At 65.7% G+C, this 14,753-nt stretch carries 16 protein-coding genes and 1 tRNA gene; 7 read left to right on the forward strand and 10 right to left on the reverse strand.

Annotation, left to right across the window (positions count from 1 at the left end; all coding sequences use genetic code 11):
- Nucleotides 1-513: 513 nt before the first annotated feature.
- Nucleotides 514-1,536: a hypothetical protein gene (locus tag LQG66_RS21470; RefSeq protein WP_231317676.1), complete on the forward strand. Its 1,023-nt coding sequence runs from the start codon at nucleotides 514-516 to the stop codon at nucleotides 1,534-1,536.
- 49 nt (nucleotides 1,537-1,585) lie between these two features.
- On the opposite strand, the gene LQG66_RS21475 is transcribed toward LQG66_RS21470, so the two are convergent.
- Entirely contained in the window at nucleotides 1,586-1,918 is a 333-nt protein-coding gene (locus LQG66_RS21475; RefSeq protein ID WP_231317677.1) for an MmcQ/YjbR family DNA-binding protein, read from the reverse strand.
- Between the two features lie 220 nt (nucleotides 1,919-2,138).
- On the opposite strand from LQG66_RS21475, the gene LQG66_RS21480 reads away from it, so the two are divergent.
- Nucleotides 2,139-2,747 (forward strand): sll1863 family stress response protein, encoded by a 609-nt coding sequence (locus LQG66_RS21480; RefSeq protein ID WP_231317678.1) that lies wholly within the window; start codon nucleotides 2,139-2,141, stop codon nucleotides 2,745-2,747.
- Nucleotides 2,748-3,201: 454 nt separating this feature from the next.
- Here LQG66_RS21480 and LQG66_RS21485 read toward each other — a convergent pair whose 3' ends face one another.
- The 6 genes from LQG66_RS21485 to LQG66_RS21510 all read right to left on the reverse strand — a co-directional run bounded on the left by LQG66_RS21485 (nucleotide 3,202) and on the right by LQG66_RS21510 (nucleotide 8,636).
- Nucleotides 3,202-4,155 (reverse strand): right-handed parallel beta-helix repeat-containing protein, encoded by a 954-nt coding sequence (locus LQG66_RS21485; RefSeq protein ID WP_231317679.1) that lies wholly within the window; start codon nucleotides 4,153-4,155, stop codon nucleotides 3,202-3,204.
- Nucleotides 4,156-4,210: 55 nt separating this feature from the next.
- On the reverse strand, nucleotides 4,211-4,537 hold the full coding sequence (locus LQG66_RS21490; RefSeq protein WP_231317680.1) for a hypothetical protein: 327 nt from the start codon (nucleotides 4,535-4,537) through the stop codon (nucleotides 4,211-4,213).
- A gap of 704 nt (nucleotides 4,538-5,241) precedes the next feature.
- Nucleotides 5,242-5,985 (reverse strand): DUF7168 domain-containing protein, encoded by a 744-nt coding sequence (locus LQG66_RS21495; RefSeq protein ID WP_231317681.1) that lies wholly within the window; start codon nucleotides 5,983-5,985, stop codon nucleotides 5,242-5,244.
- A 49-nt stretch (nucleotides 5,986-6,034) separates the two neighbouring features.
- Nucleotides 6,035-6,124, reverse strand: a tRNA-Ser gene (locus LQG66_RS21500).
- 215 nt (nucleotides 6,125-6,339) lie between these two features.
- Complete coding sequence (locus tag LQG66_RS21505) at nucleotides 6,340-6,996, reverse strand: outer membrane protein (RefSeq protein WP_231317682.1); 657 nt, start codon at nucleotides 6,994-6,996, stop codon at nucleotides 6,340-6,342.
- Between the two features lie 518 nt (nucleotides 6,997-7,514).
- Nucleotides 7,515-8,636, reverse strand: a complete 1,122-nt coding sequence (locus LQG66_RS21510) for an ROK family protein (RefSeq protein WP_231317683.1) — start codon at nucleotides 8,634-8,636, stop codon at nucleotides 7,515-7,517.
- A gap of 376 nt (nucleotides 8,637-9,012) precedes the next feature.
- Here LQG66_RS21510 and rplU point away from each other — a divergent pair, with 376 nt between their 5' ends.
- The 3 genes from rplU to LQG66_RS21525 all read left to right on the forward strand — a co-directional run bounded on the left by rplU (nucleotide 9,013) and on the right by LQG66_RS21525 (nucleotide 10,533).
- The gene (gene rplU, locus LQG66_RS21515; protein ID WP_231317684.1) at nucleotides 9,013-9,396 is read left to right on the forward strand and encodes a 50S ribosomal protein L21; all 384 of its coding nucleotides are present in this window, start codon (nucleotides 9,013-9,015) and stop codon (nucleotides 9,394-9,396) included.
- Between the two features lie 135 nt (nucleotides 9,397-9,531).
- A complete protein-coding gene (gene rpmA / locus LQG66_RS21520; RefSeq protein ID WP_231317685.1) occupies nucleotides 9,532-9,801 on the forward strand; it encodes a 50S ribosomal protein L27 in 270 nt (89 codons plus the stop codon).
- A 138-nt stretch (nucleotides 9,802-9,939) separates the two neighbouring features.
- A complete protein-coding gene (locus LQG66_RS21525) occupies nucleotides 9,940-10,533 on the forward strand; it encodes a GNAT family N-acetyltransferase (protein ID WP_231317686.1) in 594 nt (197 codons plus the stop codon).
- 36 nt (nucleotides 10,534-10,569) lie between these two features.
- On the opposite strand, the gene LQG66_RS21530 is transcribed toward LQG66_RS21525, so the two are convergent.
- Nucleotides 10,570-11,487, reverse strand: coding sequence for a DMT family transporter (locus tag LQG66_RS21530; RefSeq protein ID WP_231317687.1), 918 nt, complete (start codon nucleotides 11,485-11,487; stop codon nucleotides 10,570-10,572).
- Nucleotides 11,488-11,687: 200 nt separating this feature from the next.
- Here LQG66_RS21530 and obgE point away from each other — a divergent pair, with 200 nt between their 5' ends.
- Together obgE and proB are read left to right on the forward strand one after the other, a co-directional pair.
- Nucleotides 11,688-12,758, forward strand: a complete 1,071-nt coding sequence (gene obgE, locus LQG66_RS21535) for a GTPase ObgE (protein ID WP_231317688.1) — start codon at nucleotides 11,688-11,690, stop codon at nucleotides 12,756-12,758.
- Nucleotides 12,759-12,900: 142 nt separating this feature from the next.
- Nucleotides 12,901-14,043, forward strand: a complete 1,143-nt coding sequence (gene proB / locus LQG66_RS21540) for a glutamate 5-kinase (RefSeq protein WP_231317689.1) — start codon at nucleotides 12,901-12,903, stop codon at nucleotides 14,041-14,043.
- On the opposite strand, the gene LQG66_RS21545 is transcribed toward proB, so the two are convergent.
- Together LQG66_RS21545 and LQG66_RS21550 are read right to left on the reverse strand one after the other, a co-directional pair.
- Nucleotides 14,044-14,352, reverse strand: a complete 309-nt coding sequence (locus LQG66_RS21545) for a type II toxin-antitoxin system RelE/ParE family toxin (protein ID WP_231317690.1) — start codon at nucleotides 14,350-14,352, stop codon at nucleotides 14,044-14,046. It lies immediately after the preceding gene.
- Entirely contained in the window at nucleotides 14,342-14,719 is a 378-nt protein-coding gene (locus tag LQG66_RS21550; RefSeq protein ID WP_231317691.1) for a ribbon-helix-helix domain-containing protein, read from the reverse strand. Before LQG66_RS21550 ends, LQG66_RS21545 begins: the two co-directional genes overlap by 11 nt.
- Nucleotides 14,720-14,753 lie beyond the last annotated feature (34 nt).

The following is a 14,753-nucleotide window of genomic DNA, read 5'->3' on the forward strand; positions in this document are numbered from 1 at the left end:
GCCTGGTTCGGCGCAGCTTTTTGGTAGTCCAAACACGCCACGTTCGACTATCGCACACCCCTTGCGATCACTGCGCGTTGTCTCAATCCTGGCAGTGCCGCTCACGCGCCGGTTGTGACTCCAAAGACGCAGGTCACCACTCTTCACAGCTGCTGTTGGCGCTACACGCGTCGCGCGGTTTCGAAACCGGCGAATCCGTGTTAACCATTGGTTAAGAACAAGGGTGTTGGGCGCACGGCTGACTGGCCCGGCCCCGCGCGGACCAGAACCTTCCGGACGCCGCCTCATTACGTGGCGCTCCGTGACCGCAAGCCTACCGCATCATCAGCGGATCAGGGCGCGGAAGATGCCGACGAATTCTTCGCGCGACGCCAGCCAGGCCGCAAGAACGACAGGTCCGCTCAAGGCGGGCCGAGGGCTCGATTCCCGATCATATGTCCACCTGATGCCGGCGCGATGCGCGTGCGTGCAAACGCAGCTTCGTGCCCATCACGACCGATTGGAGCAGCCCCGATGGCTGATGAGTCCGTAATCGCATCGATCATTCCCTGGCAGCAGCCGAAAACGGCCAAGTCGCGCCCGAAGCGCGCGCCCGTCGTGAAACCGCGCCCGCGCCCGAGGCCGAAGAAAGCGAAGGCGGCGCTGGACGACGAGATGCTCGGCTCCGAGACGCTGATCATGCCGGACTTCCTGGAGTACGTGAACGAGCCGTCGAAGACGCCGTTCGTCGCCGATCCTTCGCGCACGGAGGCGGCGGCGAGCGCAGCCGCTGCCGCGATCCCGGCCGCAGCCATGCCGGCCACGATGGCGCCGCGCGAGACGTCAGTCGCGATGGAGGGCGAGATCGTCCCGGCGAGCGCGCCAGTGGCGCCAGCCAAGGCCGTTCGCCCCCGTCTCTCGGCCTCGTCGATCCTGCTGCAGATGGCCGCCCTCGCGCTGGCCGCCGTCGGCATGGCCATGAACGGCTGGTTCGCGCATTCGCTGGGATCGAGCAGCACGGCCGGCTGGATGTTCCTTGCGATCGGCGTGACCGCCGACCTCGTCGCACTGGTGATGCCGACCTGCGCCGCGCGGCTGTGGCAGGGGCGCCATCGCGCCTCGGCACTGGCCGGCTGGATCGTGTGGGTGATGACCTTCGTGTTCGCGGTCACCGCCGGCATCGGCTTCGCCTCGACCAACATCAGCGATGTGACCCTGGCGCGCGCCTCGCGCGTGACGCCGGCGGTGCAGGCCGCACAGACCGCGCTGGCCGATGCCATGACCGCGCGCGACCGCGAGTGCAAAGGCGGCGTCGGCAAGTTCTGCAGGGAGCGCGAGGCAGCGGTGGCCGAGCGCCGGCAGGCGCTGGACGCCGCGATGGCCGCCGTGAGCCAGACCGCCGATCCGCAGACCGAGGCCGCGATCAAGCTGGTGGCATGGGTGTCGCGCGGGCTGGTCAAGCCCTCGGCCGACGACTTCGTCATGCTCCGCCTGATCCTGCTGGCGCTCTTGCCGCAGATCGGCGGCATCCTGCTGATGGTCGGGCGCAGGGTGTAGCTTAGCCGGTCTGCACCGGCGGCTCGTCGAAATAGACCCGCGACCGAACTCAGTCGCGGCGCGACCGCGACTTGGTTGACCGGGTGGCTGCCTGCCACGCCTTCTCGAGCGCCTCGCGCATGAGATCGGCGTCGACACCCGCAAGCGAGACGCTGGTCCAGCCCTGGTCGCCCCACCTGTTGGGCAGGCGGCGGAAGGCGGTCGGCTTCAGGCCGACGTAGAATTCCTGCCCCTCCGGCGTGAGTAGCAGGTTGGCGGATTGTTCGTCCGCGGCCAGGGTCGCGAAGATGCGGTGCACCTTGAATGCTCTGCGGTCGAAATGCGCCGCCTCCGTCGTGCCTTGGAATGACAGGGCGATGGCGCGAAGTTGATGTCCGGTCATTTGATTGACATTCGCATGCTCACATCCACGCGCTCAGATCAGCATCCATCTATAGCGACCTATCTATGGAAGTCAGCGCTGAGTCAGCCGCCTTCTTCCTCGTCTCGATGATCGCGCACGGGAACGTGAGCCTCTGGCAGGACCGGGCTTGATGCAGGTCAAAACTATACGGATTGGTTTCGACATAGGTTTGCAACCGAGCCTAGCAACGGAGGGCACCATGCCGACGCAGAGCACCATGCATTTCTACCTGAACTGGGCCAAGGAGCGGATCGACGAGATGGATGCTGCGCTCGCCTCGATCGAGGTGAAGGCAACCGAGGCCAAGGCGGAGTCCAAGGTCAAGGCCGACGAGATCATCGCGGATCTGACGAAGCGGCGCGGTGAATTCGAGGCCCTGCTCAAGACGCAGATGGACGCCGGCGAAGCCGCACTGGCCAGCGCGAAGACCGAGTTGGACAAGCAGTGGACTGGGTTCGAAACCCAGATGAAGGCGTATTTCGACAATGCCGGCAGGCAGGTCGAGCAGCAGCAGGCAACGTTCAAGGACATCGCGGCGGCGCAGGCGAAGGCGTGGCGCGAGTCGGCCGACAGGTTTCGCGATGCGGCAAGCAAGGTGACGACGACCGGGACCACCGATCTCGACGCCGTGCTGACGCAACTCAAATCCGACGCGGCCAAGGCTGGAACTCATCTGGAAAAGCTGCGGCAGACGGGCAGCGAGTCCTGGTCGGTGCTGAGCACGGCCTTGAGCGAGTCCCGCAAGGCGTTCGACCAAGCCAATCAGGCGGCCTGGAACGCCTTGAAGGGGTCCGGCGCGAAGAGTTGAGCCGGCCCGGTTCGGAACGACCCCTGAGGTGGCGTGCACCGCGAGAGAGATCGTGGTTTCGCGCGAGCGATGGTCTTTGGTCTTTGCGGGATGAGCTTCCGGGCAGGCAACAGCACCGCAGTTCGGGACGCAACGATCTGCAGCAGCAGCCTCCCCGATGGCGCGGACCACGGAGTCGCCCTCGTTTGCTGGCGAGACGGCGGAACGCGACCAGCGTCAGCCCAATATAATAGATCTCCTGCTTCTCCGATGTGAGCAGGAGGTTGGCAGATCGTTCGCCGTCAGCAAGTGACGCAAAGATGCGCTTGACCTTGAATGCCCGCCGATCGAAATGCGCACCCTCGAACCGGAGGCGATGGCGCGAAACCGATGCCCGGTCATGTCAACGGACGTCCATCCGCCGATGCCCCGGCGCGGACATTCGCATTCCCATGCAGATGCTAGATCCGCTGCGCTAGTTCTGCGGCAGAATGACCGTGGGTGCGCCGTCGGTGGTGTTCGACGAAATGTTGTTGTTCTTGAACGATCCGATCTGACCTCCGGTCGCGAGCAGACCCGTCCCATTGTTCTGGACGCTCGAGCTGGCGAGAATGGCGGCCGCCTGCGCCACGCCGGTCGCGGCGATCCCGGCGCCTGCATTGTGCGACGAGGTCGTCCGGTCCACGAACACCACCGACGAGACCACGCCCGCCGAATTGGTGGCGATGCCATTGCCGGTGTTTCCGGTCACCACGCTGTCACGTACGGTCACTTCGGCGGTGCCGCCGCCGCCCGTGCCGTCGATCAGGAAACCATTTGCGTTGTTGGCGAGCAGACTGCGGTCGATCACGCCGGATACGGTCGTGGCGCCGGCGCGTCCGAACACCTTCACGCCGCCGAAGGTGGCCGAGCTGCCGTTGTTCGTGACGAGCGAATTGGAGACCAGAAGCTTGCCGGGCGTGGTCGGCGTGAACAGGATTCCCCATTGTGAGAAGCCGAAGATCTTGCAGTTGTACACGACCAGCGAGCCGCCGCTGTTGAACAGGATGCCGTTAAGTCCGGCGGCAGCCACCCCGTCGAACACGAGGCCCTCGAGATATACGGAGTCGGCTGCGGCGGCCGCCACGACGATGCCGTTGGTCCCGGACACCAGGACCCCGGCAACGCCGGACTCGGCGACGATGCGGATCGATTTCGTAATGGTCACCGCGCCATATCCGCCTGGGTCGAGCGTGTTGATCTCGCCGCCTGCGGCGGTCTTCGAGATGGCGCCGGCAAACGTCTTGCACGGGGCCGTCCGGCTGCAGGGGTTGGCGTCGTCGCCGACGCCCGAGACCCACGTGCGCGTGGCCTGCGCATGGGCCTCGCCCCATCCGAGAGCCAGCCAGATCGCACAAACCATCATCATGACAACACGGACTGTCTTCACGGCATATCCTCGCGCTTGATGGAAGTGAACCAATCGAAAAGAACCACAGGAGTGGTCAAGGCAGCTTGACCGGCGTGCTCTGGAATTTCTGGCCGGGAGGCGCACCTTCCGGATACATGTCGAAAGCCAGGACCGGCGGCGCGCCGTCGGCCGCGAACTCGAATTCGGCCCTTCCCTGACCTTCATCCTCGGTCTTGATGTCGCCGAGCGATCTCACGCACTTCAGAAAGAAATGATAGGCGGTGTCCGGCGCCGCAGTGATTGCAACTTTCACTTGCAATTTGCCATCGGCCTGCCGCGTCACCTGAACCGTGCCGCCGATCCGCGCGGGATCGTCGGCCTTCACATCGGAATTGGTGCAATCCGAAGTGTCCTGGCGCACGAGGAACGCTTCGGCGGGAGGTGATCGATCCCCGCTCTGGGCACCGGCGGGCAATGCGGCCATCGGCCCCGCAAGGACAATCAGCGAAAGCAGCAGTCGGCACGGGCGCGGCAGGCTGCACATCTGGACCTCTCCATGTCGTTCGGGTCGAGCGTCATTCAGGTTGGGGTCGTTCAGGTTGGGGTCGTTCAGGTTGGGGGTCGTTCAGGTTGGGTGTCGTTCAGGTCGGCGACCGGTGCAGCCGATCGGAAAAACCCGATCGATCGCGCCGCGCATCCATCCTCGAAATGAAATTCAACTGCCCGAAATCAGAGTTTTGGTGGTGTTTGTTTGCGAAATTCGTCAATGGCGGATGGAAGTATCAAAGGCCTGGAAACGCAGCCTTGAACGGTAGTATGACCCAAAACTTGTCAACTTGAAATGGAAATCCATGCTGCAACGCCTGCGAGCGAGGCGGCCGGCCCATGTCAGCGACGGCTCATTGGTGCCGACGCCCAGCGGCGCTTGCTTGGCCTGACGCCGCGCCCGGCACGGCGAGGTCCATCAGCCCCAGCCGGGCCAGGGCCGCTCGCGCCGCGGGAAGTGCGATCGCGCCGCATTTTTATTAGTACGTCGGCCGACATCGGCGCCTAACGCCGTCCGCCGGCTGAACCGTCATCGAGCTCCATAGCTCCGAGCGAACCTGCGCCTGCTCCGGGGTGTGATCACCCGCCTTCGCGACCGCTCCGCGGCGGCGCGCCACTGAGGCCGGGATTGATGGCCAGCGTTGCTCCGGCGGCGCCGCCGGCCTCATAGGCGGTCGTCGACACCATGCGGCTGGTGCTGCGCTGAGACCGCAGCTTCAGGTCGAGCTTGGCGAACTCGGCGTCAACCACCGAGGTTTTGAGGACGACCAGCCCGCGGCCGGTGGTTTCGTTGACCTGGTCGCGGCCGGCCTTGATCGCCACCAGCCGGTCCGCGATCGAGGCCACCATGCCCAGCGCAAAGGACGCATTGGCCAGATGCCGCTCCTGGTGCCGGAACCGGCCGTAGTCCGCGGAGGTCTTGAAGCGGCCGAGCTCGGCGCGCACCGCGTTGTCGATCAATTCGGCCAGATAATGCGCCACCTCGATATCGGCGCCGAGACCGAAGAACACATAGCGGTGCTCGCCGGCGGCAGTCTTCTCGCGCCAGACCCGGCAATCGCAGAAATGCGCGATCGCGCCGATGCAATCGTCGAGCGGAATTCGCTTCTTGCGATGGGTCTCGTAGACCTTCCGGTCACACGGCGCCTCGCGCAGCTCGACGTCGGAGAGCGACAGATCGTGCCGATCAAGCAGCTCGGCGACCTTGGCGGCGGCGGACAGCGCCTCGTCCTCGGTGCAGCCATTGGCGATGGTCTTGGCGCGCAACGCCTGAATGCGGAGCTTCAGCTTGTCCAGCGCGGCAGGATTGAACGTCTGGTCCACCGATCGCAGCCCTGAGAAAACCCGACCGATGGGCACCGGGCGGATCGAGTGGCGGAGAGGGAGGGATTCGAACCCCCGATAGGCTTGCACCTATGCCGCATTTCGAGTGCGGTGCATTCAACCACTCTGCCACCTCTCCGGGCGCAAATCAGGAGCGGTGCCCCCGTGGTTGGGCGCCGTTCTAGGGCACGGCGGTGGGAGTGACAAGGCAGCCGGCCGAATTTTTCCCGCGTGCGGTCCGCTGGGGGAAGCGGACCGCACGCGGCGGTTCGACGACGGGACCGCCGAACCGCCGCTCTTCCGGGACCCGGATTGACGCGGGCCCTTCGAAGAGCTCGACACGTCGTGCCCTCGTCAGCGGAACAGGTCGAAATGGTAGTTCAAGCCGACCCGCACCGCGTGGATCTTGGCCGCCCGCCAGTCCGGCAGATTGTCGTGCTTGAGGTCGGTGTAGAGATATTCGAGCTTGGCCGACCATTTCGGCTGGAACGCCCATTCGGCGCCGCCGCCGGCGGTCCAGCCCATCTTCATCTTGTGGATCGGTCCGTCCTTCAATTCGCCGGCAGCGAGGCCTGCCGTGCCGTACAGCCACAGGCGGGAATCGAGCACCGCGATGCCGGCCCGCGCGCGGCCGGACGTGAGCCACGGCACGCTGACGGCCGGATTGACGAGGTCGCCCTTGCGCGACAGGCCGGCGAATTCGATGTCGTTCTCGATGCCGACCACGAACATCGGCGAGATCTGGTAGTTGTAGCCCGCCTGCAGACCGCCGATCACGCCGGACAGCTTGCCGCCGTTGGCACCGGCAACGTTCGTGAACGCATCTTTGCCGGTGAAGGCGCCGCCGACATTGGCGCCGGCATAGAAGCCGGTCCAGGAAAACGGGGCCGGCGCAGCCGCGTAGGCCGGCGCCTTGTATGTCGTCGCCGCCAGGTCCGCCGCCTGCGCCCCGCCGCAGGCCAGCGCGGCCACCGCCATGGCCATCGGATATCTCGCGCGTCTGATCGTCATGTCCTCACACTCCGTTCGGCGCGAGATCGCGCCGTCAAAATCCCACCCCAATTGGGATGTTGACTTATAAAACCGACCAGACGGTTTGTAAATAGACAGGAGCAGCGGAGGGACAATTCCGTGGCTGGATTGAGGAGGTGCGACGCCGGCGGAGGCGCTCGGCAGGGCGACGAGAGGGCGGGGAAAGAAAAAGGTGGGACCGCCGTACGCTGACACATGCCGGCGGTCCCGTGTCGCTACATCTTGGGGAAACCGACGGAAGAGACGGGGGTCAATCCGGCCGGCCTGAGCGACGGGTCGACCCTGCGGCATCAGCGCGTGCATCGCAACGCAAACCGTTTCTTAACCTAACCAGTCAAGGTTACCGGGCTCCCCGCTATCCTTTTGGTTGTGCATCGATTTCCTACTTCCGGGATCGGGCGGTGCTGGGCGGCCACAACCATGCTGCTTTGCAGCATGCCGGTCGCGCCCCTGGGAGAGGCCGATCCGCTGGGTGGCGCTGCTGACCGGTTCCAGCGCTAGGCCTTGGCCTTCTTCTTGGTCGCCTTCTTGTCGTCCGCCGTGTTGTCCTTGCGGCCATTGTCCCGGCGGCGATTGGTGAAGCGGGCATTGCCGAGCCCGGTGCCGATGGTCAGCACGCCCCAGCGCTCGAACTCCTGCATGAACGGCACCTCGGAGAGGCCCTGCACGACGCCGTCATTGTGCATCAGCACCGCGGTGTCGTGCTCGCCGATCACCGGGATCGCCTCGACCAGGCTGGCCGGCAGGTTGAACTTGCTGCTCTCCCAATTGCCCGGCAGGTTCTGCGCGCCTTTCTCGATCGAGCCGTCCGCGTTGATGACGCCTGGACAGGCGATGCCGATGAAGGGGGCGAGCCGCAGGCCCTCGGTGTCGGCCTCCTCGATCAGCCCCTTCAGCATCTTGGCGAGCCGCTTGACCGCCCCTTCCCGCGTCGGCTCGTCATCGGCATGCCGCCACAGATCGGACTTCCAGACCGAGGCCTTGGAGAGATCCGGCGCCTTCTTCCGGGCGGTCTCGACGACGCCGCAGCGGATGTTGGTGCCGCCGATATCGACGGCGAGGATGCTGTCATGCGCCTCGAAGATCCAGGATGGCGCCAGATGCAGCGCACCGATCAGCCCGGCATCGTCGGGGTGATAACGGATCGGCTCCAGCTCGACGGCAAAACCCTCGTCTTTCAAGATGATCTCGGTACGGGCGATGGCGAGCTCGCCGAGCCGGGAATCGCGAAAGCCGCCGCCGACCACGATGCATTCGGTCTTGGCCCAGGCCTTGGTGCCGAGGAAGCGCCGGGTGACGTAGGCGAGCTCCTGGGCAAATTCCTCGATCGCCGAATGCACCACCGCCGATGCCTCGGTGTCGTCGCCAACCAGAATGGCATCCAGCACCTTCTTGCTGATGGTCTCGCTGTCCTCGTCGCCGAACGGGTCCTCGCCCGATTTGCGCAAGGGTTTGCGCCTGCGTTCCAGGATCTTGCGGAAGGCACCCTTGGAGGCGCGGTCGCCGAGGAAGCCGTCCTCGTCCTTGAGCTCGATGTTGAAGCTGTCGATCTCGACCGACGGCAGCCGCGCGGCGCCGTGGAGGGCGATGCCCGTGGTGATCATGACGTCGTCGGCCATGGGGTCCCTGCCCTGTTTGCGATTGGGCCAGGACAACGACGGAGGGAACTGTTGGTTGCTTGGGGGGAGGGCGAATAGGGAACAGCGAATAGGGTGCGGCCGGCGGGCCCCGGTCGCGTTCCCCTGCTCGCTATTCGCTGCTCCCTATTCGCCCTCTTCCCTTGACTCATCGGCCCGGCCGGCTATAAGCCCCCGATCGACCGGCGCGGGTTTCTCGCGCCGTTTGCTGTTGCGGGTATCCCTGACGGCCTCGGCCATCGGGGCGCGCAGACCGGCCCCGATCGGGCTGGACCACATGAACCATAACGACTGAACAAGAAGCCGACCCGGGGCCATCAGGCTTCGAGGCCGGGATCGAACACGAAGGATGAAAACGATGTTCGCAGTCATCAAAACCGGCGGCAAGCAATACCGCGTCGCCCCGGATGATGTGCTCGAGATTGGCAAGATCGACGGTGAACCCGGTACGATCGTGCAACTGAACGAAGTGCTGGTGGTCGGTGGCGACACCCCGGTGCTGGGCCTGCCCGCCGTGGCTGGCGCGTCCGTGGCCGCCGAGGTGCTGGACCACAAGCGCGGCCCCAAGGTGATCTCGTTCAAGAAGCGCCGCCGCAAGAATTCGCGCCGCAAGCGCGGCTACCGGGACGAGCTGACGCTGATCCGGATCACCGAGATCCTGACCGACAACGCCAAGCCGACCGTCGGCCCGCGCCCGAAGAGGGTCAAGGCGGAAGCGCCGGCCGCCGACGCAGCCGAGTAAGCGTGTCGGCGCGCGTGGCGCGCCGTACCAGCTTGAATCTCATCGCGCGCGGATTTTTCGTCCGCGCTTTGGCAAATGTGAATGATCCCTTGGCGGAATCACGCTAAGGATGATCCTAGAGATCGGAGACGAGCGATGGCTCATAAAAAGGCAGGCGGTTCATCCCGCAACGGACGCGACTCCAAGGGCAAGCGTCTCGGCGTCAAGGCGTTCGGCGGCGAGCGCGTGATCCCCGGCAACATCATCGCGCGTCAGCGCGGCACGACCTGGCATCCCGGCCTCAATGTCGGCATGGGCACGGATCACACCATCTTCGCGAAGGTCGAAGGTTTCGTTGAATTCCATGACCGCGCCAACCGCACGTTCATTTCGGTGCGTCCGGTAGCCGCAGAGGCTGCTGAATAACGGTGGAACAACATGCGTCCGCCGGGTCCTGATGAACCGGCGGAGCGCGAGATGGCTCCAGGGGAGGCGGGACAACCGGCCTCCCCTTTTCATTTTCGCTGATCCCCAGCTGATCCCTAAGCGTCGATGGAGCCCGACATGCTGCAGGACATCACGACTCCCACCTTGCGCGAGGCAAGACCTTGCGTCCTCGAGACTGAACGGCTGACCCTGCGTCCGCCTGTTTTCGCGGACGTCACCGCCATTGCCCGTCTCGCCGATGATTACCGCATCGCCGAAAACACCCGCCGCCTCCCCCATCCCTATTCCGCCGTCGACGCCGCCCGCTTCGTGCGCGCGCTGGCGGAGAACTCCGGCGAGACCGCCTTCCTGATCACGCATCTCGATGCGCCGATCGGCATCGTCGGCATCAATCGCCCCGCGCCCGGCCGCGCCGAGCTCGGCTACTGGCTCGGCGTCGATCATTGGGGGCGCGGCTTCGGCACCGAGGCGGCGCGGGCCGCGATCGATTATTTCTTCGAGGAGAGCGAGGACGATGGGCTGCTGGCGCATGCGCGGGTCAGCAACCCTGCCTCGCGCAACATCCTGGAGAAGTGCGGCTTCCAGTGGACCGGCGTCGAGCTGCATCGCTTCGAGGTGCTGGGCTCGTCGGCGCCGGTCGACGCCTTCCGCCTGAGCCGCGGCGTCTGGGCCTCGCTGAAGGCCTGGGCCAATGCGGGGCGGCGACGGTAGGGCTAATCACCCTCCCCCTCCAGGGAGGGTCGCATCTTAGGCCGGCGGGTTCACCGCGCCTTGCCCCTGGCCCAGGCTGCGTTCGCGCAAGTAGATGTAGAGGCCGGCGCCGATGATGACGGTGGCGCCGATGATGGTCGCCGGATGCGGCACGTCGCCGAACACGACGAAGCCGAACAGCACCGCCCACACGATCATCGTGTACTGATAGGGCACGACCACCGAGGCCGGCGCGAGCTTCAGCGAGCGGTTGACGCAGAACAGCGCCGTCACCGAGATAATACCGGCGGCGGCGAACAGCACCAGGCTGCCGGGCGTCGGCGTCACCCAGCCGAACGGCGCCATGGCAGCGCCGAGCAGGAAGGTGCCGACGAATTGCGATGACGCCATCACGATGTCGGGCGTGGCGCGCAGCGAGCGTGTGATCAGCATCAGCACGGCAAAGGAAAAGCTGCCGCCGAGCGCGATCAGCGCCGGCAGGCTGAAGGTCTGCGCTGACGGTCGCAGCGCGATCAGCACGCCGCAGAAGCCGATCAGGATCGCCGTCCAGCGCCGCCAGCCGACATGCTCGCGCAGCACGATGGCCGACAGCGCGGTGACGAAGATGGGCCCCGCAAGATAATAGGTGATGACGTCGGCGAGCGGCAGATAGACGGTGGCCAGGAAGAACGCCGCGACCTCCAAGGTCGACAGGACCACCCGGACGAACTGCAGCCACGGCCGCTCCAGGCGCATGAAAGCGGTGCGGTCGCGCCAGACGAACGGCGCCAGCAGCAGCAGCGCCGCACAGGCGCGCAACCATAGCAGCTGCCCGACGGCATAGGTCGAGACCAGGAACTTGCCCAGCGCGTCGCCGAACGAGAACATCGCAATCGACAGCAGCATCAGGCCGATGCCGGCCAGCCGCGCCGCGCGTTCATCGTTCTGGGTGGAGATTCGGGACAGCACGCTCATGATGGCGCTGCCTTATCAGGCTGTCCGGCTTGGCTCCAGCCGTTCCGCCGTGCGCGTGGCGCGGCTCAGCCGCAACCCTTGTGCAACCCTTATGCAGCCCTCGCGCAACGCTGACATACCGCTCGAAATTAAGGCTTCGGCCGAAAACGGCGAAATCCGCGGTTGCCGCCACGCCCTGCCTCGCCTACGTAAGGCCCATCATGAAATTCCTCGATGAAGCCAAGGTCTATATCCGCTCCGGCGACGGCGGCAACGGTTGCGTTGCGTTCCGGCGGGAGAAGTACATCGAGTTCGGCGGTCCGTCGGGCGGCAATGGCGGCCGCGGCGGCGACGTCATCATCGAGGTGGCCGACGGTCTCAACACCCTGATCGACTACCGGTACCAGCAGCATTTCAAGGCCCAAAAGGGCGGCAATGGCGCGGGCAAGGACTGCCACGGCGCCGGCGGCAAGTCGATCACGCTCAAGGTGCCCGTTGGAACCCAGATCTTCGATGAGGACCGGGAAACCCTGATCCACGATTTTACCGCTCTGGGCGAGACCTTCGTGCTCGCCGAAGGCGGCAATGGCGGATTCGGCAATGCGCACTTCAAGTCGCCGACCAACCGGACGCCGCGCAACGCCAATCCCGGCCAGCCCGGTGAGGAACGCTGGATCTGGCTGCGGCTGAAACTGATCGCCGATGCCGGCCTGGTCGGGCTGCCCAATGCCGGCAAGTCGACCTTCCTGTCCAAGGTCTCGGCCGCCAAGCCCAAGATCGCCGATTATCCCTTCACCACCCTGCATCCGCAGCTCGGCGTGGTGAACGCGGACGGCCGCGAATTCGTGCTCGCCGACATCCCCGGCCTGATCGAAGGCGCGCATGAAGGCGCCGGCCTCGGCGACCGCTTCCTCGGCCATGTCGAGCGCTGCCGCGTGCTGCTGCATCTGGTCGACGCCACCTGCGAGCACGCCGGCAAGGCCTACAAGACCGTGCGACACGAGCTCGAGGCCTATGGCGGCTTGCTCACCGACAAGCTCGAGATCGTCGCGCTCAACAAGATCGATGCCGTCGATGCGGACGAGTTGAAGAAGCAGAAGGACCGGCTGAAGCGCGCCGCCAAGAAGACGCCGCTGCTGATGTCGGGTGCAACCGGTGACGGCGTCAAGGAAGCCCTGCGCAAGCTCGCCGACCTGGTCGCCGAGTCGCCGGTGTCCACCAAGGCGAAGAGCGCGATCGACAGCGCTGCCGCCAGCGAGCCGTGGGCCGCGCCGCCGTCGCCGCAAGGCTGACGCCTGCGCTCGTACTTGTTTTGCCGGCGCTGGCTTGCGAAACTCCCCAGCACTCATCGCCACCCAGTCCACTCCCGTGCAGACCGCGTGCCAGCCACGCCCCTGTCGTCACGATGCGGGACTGAACCGACCCGTTGACGCCATGGCCAGCCCCCGTCTCGAAAATTTCCGCCGCATCGTCGTCAAGGTCGGCTCGTCGCTGCTGGTCGATTCCGAGGCCGGCGAGGTGCGCGCCTCCTGGCTCACGGCGCTGGCGGCCGACATCGCGCGGCTGCACGGCCGCGGCTGCGAGCTGCTCGTCGTCTCCTCCGGCTCGATCGCGCTCGGCCGCAGCCGCTTGAAGCTGCCGCGCGGGCCGCTGAAGCTGGAGGAGAGCCAGGCGGCCGCCGCGGTCGGCCAGATCGCGCTGGCGCGGACCTGGTCGGAGGTGCTGGGCGCCCACGGCATCGGCGCCGGCCAGATCCTGGTCACCCTGCAGGACACCGAGGAGCGCCGCCGCTATCTCAACGCCCGCTCGACCATCGCCAAGCTGCTGGAGTGGCGCGCGGTGCCGGTCATCAACGAGAACGACACGGTGGCCACTGCCGAGATCCGCTATGGCGACAATGACCGCCTCGCCGCCCGCGTGGCGACCATGGCCAGCGCCGATCTGCTGGTGCTGCTGTCGGACATCGACGGCCTCTACACCGCCCCGCCCGCACAGGATCCGAATGCGCGGCTGATCCCCGTGGTCGAGAGCATCACTGCCGACATCGAGGCGATGGCCGGAAGTGCCGCCTCGGAGTTCTCGCGCGGCGGCATGCTGACCAAGATCGAGGCGGCCAAGATCGCAACGACAGGCGGCACCCACATGCTGATCGCCTCCGGCAAGATCGAGCACCCGCTGCGGGCGATCGCCGATGGCGGCCGCTGCACCTGGTTCCTGACGCCCGCCAATCCTGTCACCGCGCGAAAGCGCTGGATCGCGGGCTCGCTGGAGCCGAAGGGGACGCTGACGATCGACGCCGGCGCGGTCAACGCGCTGCGCGCCGGCAAGAGCCTGCTGCCGGCCGGTGTCATCAGGGTCGACGGCCAGTTCGCCCGCGGCGACGCCGTCGTCGTACGCGGACCCGATACCCATGAGATCGGCCGCGGTCTCGTGGCCTATGACGCCGACGATGCCGAACGCATCAAGGGCCGCTCCTCGCCGGACGTGGCGACGATCCTCGGCGTCTCCGGCCGCGCCGAGATGATCCATCGCGACGATCTGGTGATCGGCCCGGCGGGGGTGGGGCCGGTCGGATGATCAGTCATTGCGCTTCAGCTCACTCTCGAAGCTGCGCCCGCCATACGCCACCGTGACAATTTCCACGTGCGCCTTGAGGACGCGAAAGGCAATCGTGACCCGGCGTTCGAAACCGATTGTGCGCAGGCCCTTCAGAATATCGTCCCGTCTGGTGCCGCGCTCAGGGAAATGCGCCAGCGCCATACAGGCGTCGTGTAGCCGTCGGACGTAGGCAATCGCTACGGCTGGGCTGCTGTTGTCCGCAATGTAGTCGTAAAGAGCAGTCAGCTCGGCGTTGGCTTCGTCACGAAAGACGACCTTATGCGCCACGCTTGCTGGCTTTCACACGACGCGCGTGCCGAGCTTCCAGCCGCTCGAACACGGTCTCCGCCGGGATGCTGGGTTTCTTGTTGGCCAGCGAGGCCTTGACCTTGCTCCGTAGGAAATCGTCGTAGACCGCCCCACGTTCGTCCAAAGCGCGGAGCGCATCGGCAAATACGTCATTGACGTTATCATAATGGCCCTTTTCCAGCTGACGCTGCAAAAGGGACTGCTCTTTGGCGCTCAGTTCGATCTGAAAGGCTTTGCTTCCCATGGCACCCAGTCTTTCGTTACCGACCAAGTTTAGCATGGCGGTCCCCGTCATGTCCTGCCGGCCGGGCTGTGGGTCCCTTCCCTGCAGCTCGTCGATCCGCATCTCCTGGTCCTCTCGCTCTTCGCAAGCGGCCTTT

Source organism: Bradyrhizobium ontarionense, assembly GCF_021088345.1.
GTDB classification, from domain to species: Bacteria; Pseudomonadota; Alphaproteobacteria; order Rhizobiales; family Xanthobacteraceae; genus Bradyrhizobium; species Bradyrhizobium ontarionense.